Annotated in this window: 17 protein-coding genes, 1 tRNA gene, 1 other RNA gene and 1 pseudogene; 15 read left to right on the top strand and 5 right to left on the bottom strand. The window is 37.9% G+C overall.

The window, feature by feature from the left end; all coding sequences use genetic code 11:
* Window positions 1-5: 5 nt before the first annotated feature.
* From SORDD24_RS10255 to ffs, 6 genes and pseudogenes are all read left to right on the top strand, one after another.
* Window positions 6-79 (top strand) — tRNA-Asn (locus SORDD24_RS10255).
* Between the two features lie 183 nt (window positions 80-262).
* Window positions 263-423 (top strand): annotated as a pseudogene (locus tag SORDD24_RS11900) (transposase); the annotation flags it as partial.
* 341 nt (window positions 424-764) lie between these two features.
* Window positions 765-998, top strand: a complete 234-nt coding sequence (gene comW, locus SORDD24_RS11895) for a sigma(X)-activator ComW (RefSeq protein ID WP_061410103.1) — start codon at window positions 765-767, stop codon at window positions 996-998.
* A 245-nt stretch (window positions 999-1,243) separates the two neighbouring features.
* Window positions 1,244-2,530, top strand: coding sequence for an adenylosuccinate synthase (locus tag SORDD24_RS10245; protein ID WP_061410121.1), 1,287 nt, complete (start codon window positions 1,244-1,246; stop codon window positions 2,528-2,530).
* A gap of 199 nt (window positions 2,531-2,729) precedes the next feature.
* Window positions 2,730-3,197, top strand: coding sequence for a tRNA adenosine(34) deaminase TadA (gene tadA / locus SORDD24_RS10240; protein WP_061410101.1), 468 nt, complete (start codon window positions 2,730-2,732; stop codon window positions 3,195-3,197).
* A 32-nt stretch (window positions 3,198-3,229) separates the two neighbouring features.
* Window positions 3,230-3,323, top strand: an RNA gene (ffs, locus tag SORDD24_RS10235) — signal recognition particle sRNA small type.
* Window positions 3,324-3,405: 82 nt separating this feature from the next.
* Here the strand turns inward: ffs and SORDD24_RS10230 are convergent.
* The 4 genes from SORDD24_RS10230 to SORDD24_RS11885 form a co-directional block, all read right to left on the bottom strand.
* Window positions 3,406-4,548 carry a tyrosine-type recombinase/integrase gene (locus SORDD24_RS10230; protein WP_061410099.1) on the bottom strand — a complete coding sequence of 381 codons (1,143 nt, stop codon included), beginning with the start codon at window positions 4,546-4,548 and terminating at the stop codon, window positions 3,406-3,408.
* 137 nt (window positions 4,549-4,685) lie between these two features.
* Window positions 4,686-5,150 (bottom strand): TM2 domain-containing protein, encoded by a 465-nt coding sequence (locus SORDD24_RS10225; protein WP_061410097.1) that lies wholly within the window; start codon window positions 5,148-5,150, stop codon window positions 4,686-4,688.
* Between the two features lie 100 nt (window positions 5,151-5,250).
* On the bottom strand, window positions 5,251-5,724 hold the full coding sequence (locus SORDD24_RS11890) for an ImmA/IrrE family metallo-endopeptidase (protein ID WP_231082765.1): 474 nt from the start codon (window positions 5,722-5,724) through the stop codon (window positions 5,251-5,253).
* Between the two features lie 296 nt (window positions 5,725-6,020).
* A complete protein-coding gene (locus SORDD24_RS11885; protein ID WP_081103588.1) occupies window positions 6,021-6,389 on the bottom strand; it encodes a helix-turn-helix domain-containing protein in 369 nt (122 codons plus the stop codon).
* Window positions 6,390-6,665: 276 nt separating this feature from the next.
* Here SORDD24_RS11885 and SORDD24_RS10210 point away from each other — a divergent pair, with 276 nt between their 5' ends.
* Together SORDD24_RS10210 and SORDD24_RS10205 are read left to right on the top strand one after the other, a co-directional pair.
* Complete coding sequence (locus SORDD24_RS10210) at window positions 6,666-6,851, top strand: helix-turn-helix domain-containing protein (RefSeq protein WP_061410093.1); 186 nt, start codon at window positions 6,666-6,668, stop codon at window positions 6,849-6,851.
* A 1-nt stretch (window position 6,852) separates the two neighbouring features.
* Window positions 6,853-7,629 (top strand): phage antirepressor KilAC domain-containing protein, encoded by a 777-nt coding sequence (locus SORDD24_RS10205; protein WP_061410091.1) that lies wholly within the window; start codon window positions 6,853-6,855, stop codon window positions 7,627-7,629.
* 278 nt (window positions 7,630-7,907) lie between these two features.
* On the opposite strand, the gene SORDD24_RS10200 is transcribed toward SORDD24_RS10205, so the two are convergent.
* Window positions 7,908-8,252 (bottom strand): hypothetical protein, encoded by a 345-nt coding sequence (locus SORDD24_RS10200; protein ID WP_061410089.1) that lies wholly within the window; start codon window positions 8,250-8,252, stop codon window positions 7,908-7,910.
* A gap of 116 nt (window positions 8,253-8,368) precedes the next feature.
* Between SORDD24_RS10200 and SORDD24_RS11390 the strand changes: the two genes are divergently transcribed.
* From SORDD24_RS11390 to SORDD24_RS10170, 7 genes are all read left to right on the top strand, one after another.
* On the top strand, window positions 8,369-8,512 hold the full coding sequence (locus SORDD24_RS11390) for a hypothetical protein (RefSeq protein ID WP_196757296.1): 144 nt from the start codon (window positions 8,369-8,371) through the stop codon (window positions 8,510-8,512).
* A gap of 74 nt (window positions 8,513-8,586) precedes the next feature.
* Entirely contained in the window at window positions 8,587-8,859 is a 273-nt protein-coding gene (locus tag SORDD24_RS10195) for a hypothetical protein (protein WP_061410087.1), read from the top strand.
* A complete protein-coding gene (locus tag SORDD24_RS10190; RefSeq protein ID WP_061410085.1) occupies window positions 8,856-9,047 on the top strand; it encodes a hypothetical protein in 192 nt (63 codons plus the stop codon). Before SORDD24_RS10195 ends, SORDD24_RS10190 begins: the two co-directional genes overlap by 4 nt.
* Window positions 9,040-9,339, top strand: coding sequence for a hypothetical protein (locus SORDD24_RS10185; protein ID WP_061410083.1), 300 nt, complete (start codon window positions 9,040-9,042; stop codon window positions 9,337-9,339). The genes SORDD24_RS10190 and SORDD24_RS10185 overlap by 8 nt, the downstream gene beginning before the upstream one ends.
* Window positions 9,340-9,353: 14 nt before the next feature.
* Entirely contained in the window at window positions 9,354-10,634 is a 1,281-nt protein-coding gene (locus SORDD24_RS10180) for an AAA family ATPase (RefSeq protein ID WP_061410081.1), read from the top strand.
* Between the two features lie 19 nt (window positions 10,635-10,653).
* Window positions 10,654-10,992 carry a hypothetical protein gene (locus tag SORDD24_RS10175; RefSeq protein WP_061410079.1) on the top strand — a complete coding sequence of 113 codons (339 nt, stop codon included), beginning with the start codon at window positions 10,654-10,656 and terminating at the stop codon, window positions 10,990-10,992.
* Window positions 10,992-12,110, top strand: coding sequence for an ATP-binding protein (locus tag SORDD24_RS10170; RefSeq protein WP_061410077.1), 1,119 nt, complete (start codon window positions 10,992-10,994; stop codon window positions 12,108-12,110). The genes SORDD24_RS10175 and SORDD24_RS10170 overlap by 1 nt, the downstream gene beginning before the upstream one ends.
* Window positions 12,111-12,124: the final 14 nt, after the last annotated feature.

The raw sequence follows: 12,124 nt of genomic DNA, 5'->3' as shown, positions 1-12,124 counted from the left end.
TTCTATCCGCCATAGCTCAGTTGGTAGTAGCGCATGACTGTTAATCATGATGTCGTAGGTTCGAGTCCTACTGGCGGAGTCAGATAAAAAGAACACCTGGTGGTGTTCTTTTTTCTTATGTTACTATTAGTCCGTCTCACCTAACGGAGTGAGATAAATAAACTACCTGCTATGAGAGAGTGTGTTGTTTGTTATGCCAAGAAAAATCCAAATGCTATACAATAAAGGTCTTCAAGCTAATTGTATAGTAAAAGGAGAAACCATGGTACAAAAGGCTCATAATTATCAAAAACAAAGTGGCACTGTAAGTATCACATTGTGTTTAGCTCTAAGTATTTACAAAAAGTTATCTATAATCCATATCGAAGTAGTCTAGGAGTAGTATTTCATGGTTTGTGAAATTATAAGAATATTGAGATTATTTAGGGTCACCTGATCCTTGATTATGTAGAGATTATTCCTTCAAGGATAGCGATAAGTAAAGAGCAATGAGGCTAAAACAACGTGAAAGTCATCGTCTGTAGGTACTTGCTGATAATTTGACCTTATATTCCCTAGCGCAAACTACTCCTTAGAGGAGGGGTTATGATTTTATAAATGAAGTAAACTTCTCAAAATTCAAAACTTAATTTTTGCATCTATAAATGTCTTTATATTTTATTTTTAGTTCGTTTGGCTTTAAATTCTACTTTTATAGGATTTGAAGCTTTTTTAGCCATTATTTTTGTTAGACTAGTGTTAATAATAAGAAAGGGATTTTTTATATGCTTCAAAATTTTTATGATCGAGCATTTGTTTTTTTGAAATTAGTTGAACAAGAATATGCTTCATTAGGTCAGAGTCGTGCTGAGTGGGAATCACTTCATCTTCGTTTTTTACTTTATTACTTGATAAGATTTAGAATTACAAGCGTTAAAGACTTTAATTTATATCATTTTCAGACGGCATATCGCTTGTATCTTGATAAATTCCTTCAAGAAGGTGCCGTCCTAAACTAGTAAGGGTCATATATTTCATTTATCACGAACAATAATGAGCATTTAATTTGTAAATTTAAGGATTTTATTTAAAATTTAAGGATTTGATTTTTATAATTTACAGAAATTCCAAATCTTTTCTAGTGTTTCTTCTTGATAAAATAGTGTTTTTTTCTTATAATAAATTGTAAGATATAATTGCGGGTGAAATTCCTGCCATGTATATGAGAAAGGACGAGCTGCTAGTAGCTCAGACGAATTTTATTATGACTTCAGTTGTTGTTGTAGGTACCCAGTGGGGTGATGAAGGTAAAGGGAAAATTACAGATTTTCTTTCAGCTAATGCAGAAGTGATTGCTCGTTATCAAGGTGGTGACAATGCTGGTCACACAATTGTGATTGATGGCAAGAAATTTAAGTTGCACTTGATTCCGTCAGGTATTTTCTTCCCTGAAAAGATCTCTGTCATCGGGAATGGGATGGTTGTAAATCCTAAATCTCTAATAAAAGAGTTGACTTATCTTCATGAAGAAGGTGTGACAACAGATAATTTGCGCATTTCGGACCGTGCGCATGTCATTTTGCCATATCATATTGAATTAGACCGTCTACAAGAAGAAGCTAAGGGCGACAATAAAATCGGGACTACTATCAAGGGTATTGGTCCAGCCTATATGGATAAAGCTGCTCGTGTTGGAATTCGTATTGCAGATCTTTTGGATAAGGATATTTTCCGTGAACGCTTGGAACGCAATCTTGCGGAAAAGAATCGTCTGTTTGAAAAATTATATGACAGTACTCCTATTTCAATTGATGATATTTTTGAAGAGTACTATGAGTATGGCCAACAAATTAAGCAGTATGTGACAGATACATCTGTTATCTTGAACGACGCGCTTGACAATGGCAAACGTGTACTGTTTGAAGGTGCGCAAGGTGTCATGTTGGACATTGACCAAGGGACTTATCCATTTGTTACTTCGTCAAACCCTGTCGCTGGTGGTGTGACAATCGGTTCTGGTGTTGGTCCAAGTAAGATTGACAAGGTTGTCGGTGTATGTAAGGCTTATACAAGTCGTGTTGGAGATGGTCCTTTCCCAACTGAATTGTTTGATGAAGTGGGAGATCGCATTCGTGAAGTAGGTCATGAATACGGTACAACAACTGGCCGTCCACGTCGTGTGGGTTGGTTTGACTCAGTTGTGATGCGCCATAGCCGTCGCGTATCTGGTATTACCAATCTTTCATTGAACTCTATTGATGTTTTGAGTGGTTTGGATACAGTGAAAATCTGTGTGGCCTATGATCTTGATGGACAACGTATCGACTACTATCCAGCTAGTCTTGAACAGTTGAAACGTTGCAAGCCTATCTATGAGGAATTGCCTGGTTGGTCAGAAGACATTACTGGAGTTCGTAATTTGGAAGATCTTCCTGAGAATGCGCGTAACTATGTTCGTCGTGTAAGTGAGTTGGTTGGTGTTCGCATCTCAACATTCTCAGTAGGTCCTGGTCGTGAACAAACCAATATTTTAGAAAGTGTTTGGTCATAGGAGATTTTTAAGATTAGTTTAAGAGAAGTCGGGTATACTATAGACAGTTACAAGAAGACCTCCTAACTTGTTGTAGCAAAATCCTAAACTTTTCTTTTTCATAATAATCTCCCTATTAAGTCACCCCGTTGGGTGGCTTTTTTTGTCTTGGGAATCATGATATAATAATAGAATCGACAAGTAGGAAAAGAGAAGAACGATGAATTATACAGTTGAAGAAAAAGAAGCCTTTATGAGAGAGGCTTTGAGAGAGGCTGAGATTGCCTTAGAACACGATGAAATTCCAATTGGTTGTGTGATTGTCAAGGATGGAGAAATCATTGGTAGGGGGCATAATGCGCGTGAGGAATTACAGAGAGCAGTTATGCATGCGGAAATTATGGCAATAGAGAATGCGAACTTGAGTGAGGAGAGCTGGCGCTTGCTGGATTGCACTCTTTTTGTGACCATTGAGCCTTGTGTCATGTGTAGTGGGGCGATTGGGCTTGCCCGCATTCCAAACGTGGTCTATGGGGCTAAAAACCAGAAATTTGGTGCAGCTGGGAGCTTGTACGATATCTTGACAGATGAGCGGCTCAACCATCGTGTAGAGGTAGAAACGGGAGTTTTGGAGAGTGAGTGTGCAGCGATTATGCAGGATTTTTTCCGAAATCGACGGAAAAAATAATTTCTCTTTAAAAACCGAGGGGAATGTGGTATAATAAATAGTGGAGCAACAGTTCTGCGTGAAGCGGGTCAGGGGAGGAATCCAGCAGCCCTAAGCGATGTGAATTGTGTGCTCTTTTTTCGTGCAATTTAAAAACCCTTTAATATCAACACTTTAAAGGGTTTTTATTTATTTTATCGAGGGAAAAGGGGCAGTAAAGGGGCAGAATTTATAGTTTTATCTTTTCTAACTTGCTAGATATATCTGATACCATTTTTTGAGTGACATGAGAATAAATCTCTAGTGTTGTCTTTGAATCACTATGCCCTACTCTATCCATGATAGCAGTTAGCGGGATTCCTAATTCAGCAAGCAAAGAGATATGAGAATGTCTGAACATGTGAGTAGTGATATTTTTGTCAATACCTAGCTTTTTACCATGATTTTTTAAAGGTATAATAACTCTGGCACTTGTTATTGGCTCTCCTAGAGTGTTGATGAAAATAGAATCAGTATCAAATCCGTTTTTTGTATTCTCTATAATTTGCTCTTTGATAATATCTAACACTTTTTGAGGGGCAGTTATAATTCTATCTGATTTTGCAGTCTTTGGTGCAGTTCTCTTTTTAAGTCTAAAATCGTATGTATGCCTTATGTGGATTGTCTTTTTCGAAAAGTCTATATCGTGTTTGTAACTCAAGGCAGCAAGCTCTCCATATCTCATACCAGTTAGAAAAAGGACTTTGGCTATACGGATATACTTGTTTAAACGATAATCACGCAAAGCCTCTTTTTGTAAAGTTTTAATAAAGAGGTTGAACTCTTTTTGATCCAGATATTTTGTCCTTTTCTTTTTTAAGTCGTCGGAGGTTGTAATTTTACGGGGGAGCTCGACAAAAAGCATTTCGTTGCTATTGATATAATTCATTCTAAGAGCGTACTTCATAATCTGATTGAGTTTAAATTTTATTTTTGAGGTATAATTTCTGGAACGCCCATCTTTAATCAGTTGATCTATGACTTTCTGCAACAATCTACGGTCAATGTTTCTAACTAGATAATCACCCTCTATCTGATTAAATATTTCATTTTTTACATGGTTTGCTGCATAGATCGTTGATTCTCTAACTCCATTTTTCCAATTTTCCTCAAACTCATCATAAAGCTCTTTGAATGTTATATCAGATACGTTTTTATTTTTATCTTCTAGTTTCTTATTTATCTTTTCCTGCAAGAGTAAAATAGCTTGATTTCTTGCTTGAGGTGTTTTCTTTTCCATCGTAACTGAGACTTTTTTTAATTTCTCAGTATATGGATCTTTATATCGCTCAAAAAATTTATATTTGCCGTTTGGCAATTCTTCCATCCACATTGATTTTACCTCACTTTTTTGATAAAATGGGTACAAGAAAACGACCTTTTGAATGGTTGTTTCTTATACAGGATTTCCTCACACTCAGAAGTTTGCCGACCGAGAGTGTGGGGATTTTTTTATTAACTCAGGCTTGACTAGACAGCAATTTTCCCATTAGCATCAGGCGTCTTGAACAAAGCTAGGACTCCTTGGAAAAAACCAAGGATAACAGAAATACCAGTTAAAAGCAATATTAGGTGAAAGAACCCTTTGCCATTATATCCAGCGTAAAAATGGTGAGCACCTAATCCGCCAAAGAATATAGCCAATAATACATACACCCATTTATTTACATAATGCAGACCTACTGCAGTCGATTGCGTATTTACCACTTGAGATTGATTTTGGACAGCGTTGTTTTCGTTGACGATACTGATGTTGATTTTATCATCTTTCTTCTGTTCTGTTTTAATAACGATTATTTCATCGTCAACTTTGTGGATTTCGACCTCATCTCCTATTTGCGGAACAAAGTTTAATTCAGATGGATTTACTTTGATGTATTCTTCATTATGTGCGATAGTAACTTCTGTACCAGTTACTTTAACGATTTTAGCCATTATTTGATATTCCTTTCCTAATTCTGCTAAATTTTTTAAACCTTATAAATGTCGACGACCTCTCCGATTGTGTCGTCATGTTCTTTTTACCTCTTGTATTTTAAGCGATTTTTTGCAATTCTCTTTGAAATTGTTGTAAAGCCATAATGGTCCAGCCCTCGTCTTTTTTGTATCCTTGAACGATATTGAGAGCATAATATTCTTGACAATTACAATTATACATTAGAAAGTTCATCAAACGATTATGCAATGCAGGCTTTGACATTTGACTACGTTCAATAAGTTGTTTGAATGTCAAGCCAGATTTTATGTACTCAAGTAACTTATAATCATTGAGAAACAAAATTGATGCAATGGTATTTGCTTCGTCCTCTAATGGGACGATCTCAGTTGGATAGGAATCGCTATAGTTTGACGAGGTCTTAGAAACTAGAACTTTATCATAAACAGAACTCATAAGATGACAGTATATATGGGCTAATTCATGAAGAATTGTAAACATAACTCTTCCTTTAATTACGTCTTGATTGATGTAAATAACAAAGCGATTCTTTTCGAAATCCGGAATTGTCATTCCAGAACAAACATTGCAAAAACTGAAATCAACCAATAATAGAGAATTATTTGAAGTCAAATGATATTTAAGTTCTTGTTTCTTACTCGGAAACCAATTGTACATTAAATTCGCTTCGAAATAGACAAATAGAATATTAAACTTAGTTTCGAAAAAATCAATGATTAGGTCGAAAGTAATTTGAGAAATATGAATATCGAAATGGTCAGATATATCCATAAGTAGTCTATTTGCATTTTCGTGATATTGTAAGTAAGTTTCTTTTGAGGGTCTTTTATATCGTTTCAAACAGGTACCTACTTCCAGAAAGAATCATCTTTGACAAGATCACGAGCATTTTTCATCATGTTAATGAGAGCTTTATTAAAGCGCTCTTTTTCATCATCTGACATATCCTCAGTTTCTTTTCGAAACATTATTAGAGTTTCAAGTTCTTGAGTGTTCATTAAATTGTCGTTCGATGTGTAAGGATTTTGTGTTCTGCCTAGTAAATAATCTACTGATACATTAAAGTAATCAGCAACCTTTTCAATTTTATCACCACTAGGGGTTGAAGTTCCCCATTTTCTAAGACTACCATTGCTAAAATCTAAATTTCTTTCCAATTCTGCGAGAGTAACCTTTCTATCGTTAGCTAACGAACGTATTCTATCTAAAATAGTCATGTGTAAAAACCTCCAAAAATAAGGCTTTACAAAATAATGTAAAATTTTCTATCAAAACTGTTGACAAATAGAAAATTTTCCTTTATACTTATTTTGTAAGCTAGTTGACCGGCTAACATAAAATACAAATAGAATAATCCGCCAAGATTTTTGTAGTATCTGTTTTTATGATATAGCTGTATTTCTTATACCCTCATAATAGACTATTTTCTATTATTTGTCAACAAATAACGCTTATTTTCTTATAAAATTTTCTATTGAAAGGAGGTATCAGAAGTGATTTATGACAAAATAAAAGAAATTGCTTCAGAGAAGGGGATTTCGATTTATAAAATCGAGAAGGATCTTGATTTAGGCAATGGAGCAATCAGCAAATGGAATATCAGTTCACCATCTGCTATTACTCTAAACTCGATTGCAAATTATTTAAATGTTCGTCTTGAACAATTGTTGGAGGAATAACATGGAATTACAAATAATCACTGAGCAGGAAGTTCTTGGTAAACACTTCACAGTATACGGTACAGCAAATGAACCACTTTTTCTCGCAAAAGATGTGGCAGAGTGGATTGAACATAGTAAGCCATCAATCATGATTGACACAGTCGATGAAGACGAAAAGCTGAGGGAAACAATCTTTACCTCAGGTCAAAATAGAGAGGTATGGTTCTTAACAGAGAACGGTCTCTACGAAGTTCTTATGCAATCACGTAAGCCACTGGCAAAAGATTTCAAGAAAAAAGTAAAAGAAATCTTGAAATCAATTCGTAAGCATGGTCTGTATGCTATTGATGACCTTCTGGAAAATCCAGATATGGCAATCGCAGCACTTCAGAAGCTGAAAGAAGAACGTCAATTACGCTTGCAGGCGCAGGAGGAAGTCGCTCAAAAGAACCAAATTATCCAAGAACTACAACCAAAAGCAACATACTACGATTTGGTATTGCAAAATAAAACACTTGTACCGATTTCAGTAATTGCTAAAGATTACGGGATGAGCGCTACAAAGTTGAATAAAATCTTGCACGAACTTAAAGTACAGTACAAGCAAGGTAGCACTTGGCTTTTATATCAGAAGTACGCTAGCAAAGGTTATACTCAATCAAAAACTCACACAATTGATGCAGATTATAGCAAGATGCATACTTACTGGACTCAAAAAGGACGCTTGTTCCTTTACGATTTACTCAAAAATAAAAAAGGAATTTTGCCATTGATTGAGCAACAAGATGTAGCTTAATTCATAACAAAAGAGAATGAAGTTAGAAAGGAAGACGGAATGGAAGAAAAACTAAACGAATTCCTATACACAATCGTCGTCGGCTGATAGGTTCACCCAATTCCCGCAAAGACATGCGTGAATTTCAGTCATAACATTACCTCCTTTCTGACTATATTATAGCAGAAGTGGAGATTAGAAATAGAAAGGAGCAAACATGAAACCGAACCGATATCCGTATAGAGGGAAAAGAAAAAAGCCTATCTGTCAACCGATAGACTTTACGATAGACAAAGATGCTATTTTTCAGTTGGCTTTTCAAATTTCCCAATCGAAACACCCAATATCTGATCTAAAAATAGACAAACGTATGGCATTTTGAATGGTCCGCCGATTGAATTGGTGCGAACTTCAACATCTACTAAAAAGATTGCTGTTGGATTTTTTTCATCGTATTCAGAAACTCGAAGATCTTTTATCGCTTGAGTAATTGCAGATACGTCAGGATAATCAGCGCTATCAGGATTATAAGGTTCGCCAATGTATTGTCCTGCAGCTGTATGGACTATCAACTTGTGTCCTGTATTTTTAGCGATAACAGCATGTGTTAGTAGAATGTCATATTTTTCTAAGTTGTTACTCATAGCCTTCCCTCCTTTCTATTGAAATTTTGACTAAAACGGTGAGAGGTCCTAGTCAAGGTTATTATAGCAAATTAGGAAAACATTTCATCAGTCTTGAGACTGATATAGAGGCTTAAATGGAAGATAAAATTATTGAACTAGCTGATTACTTCATCAGCAAATCTACAACGTACAGAGAAGCAAAGATAGCGTGTGAGAAGCTGTTAAAACAAGTTAGCCATGAGATTGAACTCAGGGCGCTGGAAAGTAATATTGTATAAACAAAAAAGCACCTGACGGCAATCAGGCGCATGACAAAATTATTCAAGAAAATTATACCACGAAAGGAGCAAAAATGGAAACAGTTGAAATTGTGAGAATTAAAGATGTGATCATCGAGAAGATTTCTGCAAACGATGAAGAATTAGAACACATCTTTGGATGCTCAAAGCGACAAGCTGGAGACATGAGACGCGAGATGAAGAAGCTACCTAGCCAACAGAAACATCTTAGGAATGATGGTCAGCTCGTCACAATCAAAGGCTTTGACGAATATCTGCAATATCGTGGAACTCAAACTTGGAAGAAAGAAATGGTAAAAAGCAAGAAAATGAGGTCAGTCGGATGAACCTACTAACAAGAATTAAAAACTACTTTTCGGAAGAGGTCGAAGAAACCAATCTGGACTGGAGAGTGGTCGCTCTGGATCTCAATCAATCACTGATTGAAACACAAGAAAAACTACAAGAAGCAAATCAGCGAATTGCTGATCAAGACAAAATTATTAAAATTTATGAGGAGAAACAAAATGATTGAACCGTCTTTAACAAGCCAATTATTGGGAGTTGGCGCATTGTTTATCGGATTTCTCGGAGCAGGAATCCACGTTCACAATCGAGAAGAACGATTGTGGAAAGAAAAGAAAGCACAGTTGCTACGTGATGCAGACATCATCCGAGCAAGTCAAGAAGCCTTTGCAAAAGGTCGTGAAGCCGAACGCAGAACAATCCGTGAGAATATCCGCAGACCATTCGCAGGGTTTACATTTGATAACGAGCGACCGGAAGGCTTGAAGCCTGAATTGGTTGGCTTGCCAGCGCCGAAATAGAAAAGGAGTAACAAATGGTAACAATTAACAAACTAGAAATCGAAAATGTCAAGCGCGTTAAAGCGGTCAAATTAGAGCCGTCAGCGACTGGCTTGACAATCGTGGGTGGAAATAACAACCAAGGTAAAACAAGCGTACTGGATGCGATTGCTTGGGCGCTGGGAGGCAATAAGTACAAACCTAGCCAAGCTCAGAGAGAAGGCAGTACAATCCCGCCTAGTCTTAAAATCACGCTATCAAACGGCTTGATTGTGGAGCGCAGTGGTAAGAACAGCACTCTCAAGGTCATTGACCCTAGTGGTAACAAGGCTGGTCAAAACTTGCTGGATAGCTTTGTGGAAGAGCTAGCTATCAACTTACCAAAATTCATGGAGCAGACCAGCAAAGAGAAAGCAAAAACTTTACTACAAATCATCGGAGTTGGTCCGCAATTGGCTGAACTGGAAATGCAGGAGAAAACCAAATATGACGAGCGCCATGCAATCGGAGTGATTGCTGATCAAAAAGAAAAATTTGCTAAAGAGCAGCCGTACTATCCTGATGCACCGAAAGAGCTGGTCTCTATCGCTGAACTTATCCAGCAACAACAAGCTATCCTTGCCAAGAATGGCGAGAATGCTCGTAAGCGCCAGAACTTGGTAGTTATCCAAAATCAACACGATTCGGCAGCTGCAGAGGTTGAACGATTGGAGCAATTGCTGGCCGATGCCAAAGAAAAAGAAAGTCAGTTAGCTCAAGACTTGGCTATCGCGAATACCGATGCCATGGACCTTCTCGATGAATCGACTGAGGAGATTGAAAACAACATCGCAGAGATTGACGAAATCAATCGTAAAGTACGTGCTAATTTGGACAAGGATAAAGCAGAAGAAGATGCTAAGGGTTACCGCGAGCAATACAAGGAACTTGATAATGTGATTGCTGACATCCGCAAGCAGAAGACAGATTTGCTTACAAACGCAGATTTACCGTTGCCGGGCTTGTCCGTAGATGATGGCGAATTACTCTATCTTGGCCAGCGCTGGGATAACATGTCCGGTAGTCAGCAGCTGCAAGTAGCGACTGCAATCGTGCGTAAATTAAAACCAGAATGTGGCTTTGTGTTGATTGACAAGCTGGAGCAAATGGACCAGTTGACTCTACAAGAATTTGGTTCATGGCTTGAACAAGAAGGCTTGCAAGCAATTGCAACTAGAGTCTCAACAGGAGATGAATGTAGCATCCTGATTGAAGACGGGTATAGCGTGAAGCCAGAGGTGACACAAGCACCAAAAACATGGCAAGGTGGATTTTAAAAATTAAAGGAGAACAACCATGAAACAACAAAAAACTTTTATCGTATTACGTGACAAAAAAACTGGATATTTTTTATCAGCTTATAAAAATCGGACGGGTCGTCTAGCTTATGAGGCGAGCTGGGTAGAATGTGTAAACGATGCTTTGATTATTCCAGAAGATCGCTTGATTAAAGAAGAAAACATTTACAAAGGAATGGCTCGTATTTTTGAAGCCGAGTTAATTCGTGTAAAAGCTGAATTCTTAATTGAAACATTAGACGAAAAAGAACCTAACGAACCGCTTCAGAATGTTGATGATATCAATAAAGAAAAATTTTTACGCTCGCTGGTAGAAGGAATTTTTGGAGGTGAATAATGCAAATCACAAGAGGAAAACGAGCGCGAGCTCAAAAAGTAGTTATCTACGGTCCTGAAGGAATTGGCAAGTCCACGTTTGCTGCTGAATTTCCAAATGCTGTCTTCATCGATACAGAAGGTTCGACAGATAACATGGATGTGGCACGACTCGACAAGCCGACCAGCTGGACCATGCTTATCAATGAGATTGCTTTTATCAAGGCGAATCCGACAGAATGTGAAACGCTCGTCATCGACACAATCGACTGGGCGGAATCCATGGCAGTTAATTACATCTGTTCGCAACATGGTAAGCAAGGGATTGAAGATTTTGGATGGGGCAAGGGGTACACCTTTGTACAAGAAGAAATGGGACGTTTCTTAAATAGCCTGTCTGACTTGGTTGATATGGGTATCAATGTAGTATTAACTGCACACGCTCAGATTAAGAAATTTGAACAACCTGATGAGATGGGTTCTTACGACAGATATGAGCTCAAACTTGGCAAGAAGACGAGTTCCCAGACAGCGCCACTCGTAAAAGAATGGGCAGACATGGTTTTATTTGCCAATTACAAGACCTTGGTCATGACGACCGAGAACGGCAAGAAGAAGGCGCAGGGCGGTGAACGTGTGATGTATACCAATCATCGGCCAGCTTGGGATGCCAAAAATCGTCACGGTTTGCCAGATGAATTACCGTTCCATTATGCAGGAATTGCCCATATCTTTGCGAATCAACAAGTACAAGCGCCTGCGCCACAACCTCAAGCAGTTGCTCCAGCACCTCAGCAGACCGTACAGCAAGCCCCTGAGCAAATCCAAGAGGAATTGCCTCTCGATATGTCACAGGTCGCTGAAAAACCTCAAAATGAAGCCCCTAGCAAGACTCAGACACCACCAGCGCAATATCATGCAAGCTTTCCTAAGAGTTTGACGGACCTCATGACGCAAGGAAACGTGACAGAAGAAGAACTTCAAAAAGTCGCTTACATCCGTGGACACTTCCCACTAGGAACTCCGATTGAAAACTTCCCTCCTGATTACTGGGATATGATTGTGGCACATTGGCAGGCGACTATGGAAGTTATTCAAAATCAAGTACGAGCGGATCCTGAACTGCCCTTCACCGTGTAGATTTTGGGAATTAG

This window comes from Streptococcus oralis, from assembly GCF_001579175.1.
Lineage (GTDB): Bacteria > Bacillota > Bacilli > Lactobacillales > Streptococcaceae > Streptococcus > Streptococcus oralis_O.
The sequence above is the reverse complement of the archived record's forward strand: the minus strand, read 5'-3'. Positions and strand labels throughout refer to the sequence as shown.

Bases quoted from the DNA above. Each gene is read 5' to 3' on its own strand.
- comW (WP_061410103.1), top strand. From the start codon at position 765: ATGCTTCAAAATTTTTATGATCGAGCATTTGTTTTTTTGAAATTAGTT.
- SORDD24_RS10225 (WP_061410097.1), bottom strand. From the start codon at position 5,150: ATGGCTAAAATCGTTAAAGTAACTGGTACAGAAGTTACTATCGCACAT.
- SORDD24_RS10230 (WP_061410099.1), bottom strand. From the start codon at position 4,548: ATGTGGATGGAAGAATTGCCAAACGGCAAATATAAATTTTTTGAGCGA.
- SORDD24_RS10245 (WP_061410121.1), top strand. From the start codon at position 1,244: ATGACTTCAGTTGTTGTTGTAGGTACCCAGTGGGGTGATGAAGGTAAA.
- SORDD24_RS10200 (WP_061410089.1), bottom strand. From the start codon at position 8,252: ATGAGTAACAACTTAGAAAAATATGACATTCTACTAACACATGCTGTT.
- SORDD24_RS11390 (WP_196757296.1), top strand. From the start codon at position 8,369: ATGGAAGATAAAATTATTGAACTAGCTGATTACTTCATCAGCAAATCT.
- SORDD24_RS10185 (WP_061410083.1), top strand. From the start codon at position 9,040: ATGATTGAACCGTCTTTAACAAGCCAATTATTGGGAGTTGGCGCATTG.
- SORDD24_RS10205 (WP_061410091.1), top strand. From the start codon at position 6,853: ATGGAATTACAAATAATCACTGAGCAGGAAGTTCTTGGTAAACACTTC.
- tadA (WP_061410101.1), top strand. From the start codon at position 2,730: ATGAATTATACAGTTGAAGAAAAAGAAGCCTTTATGAGAGAGGCTTTG.
- SORDD24_RS11890 (WP_231082765.1), bottom strand. From the start codon at position 5,724: ATGACAATTCCGGATTTCGAAAAGAATCGCTTTGTTATTTACATCAAT.
- SORDD24_RS10190 (WP_061410085.1), top strand. From the start codon at position 8,856: ATGAACCTACTAACAAGAATTAAAAACTACTTTTCGGAAGAGGTCGAA.
- SORDD24_RS10170 (WP_061410077.1), top strand. From the start codon at position 10,992: ATGCAAATCACAAGAGGAAAACGAGCGCGAGCTCAAAAAGTAGTTATC.
- SORDD24_RS10180 (WP_061410081.1), top strand. From the start codon at position 9,354: ATGGTAACAATTAACAAACTAGAAATCGAAAATGTCAAGCGCGTTAAA.
- SORDD24_RS10195 (WP_061410087.1), top strand. From the start codon at position 8,587: ATGGAAACAGTTGAAATTGTGAGAATTAAAGATGTGATCATCGAGAAG.
- SORDD24_RS11885 (WP_081103588.1), bottom strand. From the start codon at position 6,389: ATGACTATTTTAGATAGAATACGTTCGTTAGCTAACGATAGAAAGGTT.
- SORDD24_RS10175 (WP_061410079.1), top strand. From the start codon at position 10,654: ATGAAACAACAAAAAACTTTTATCGTATTACGTGACAAAAAAACTGGA.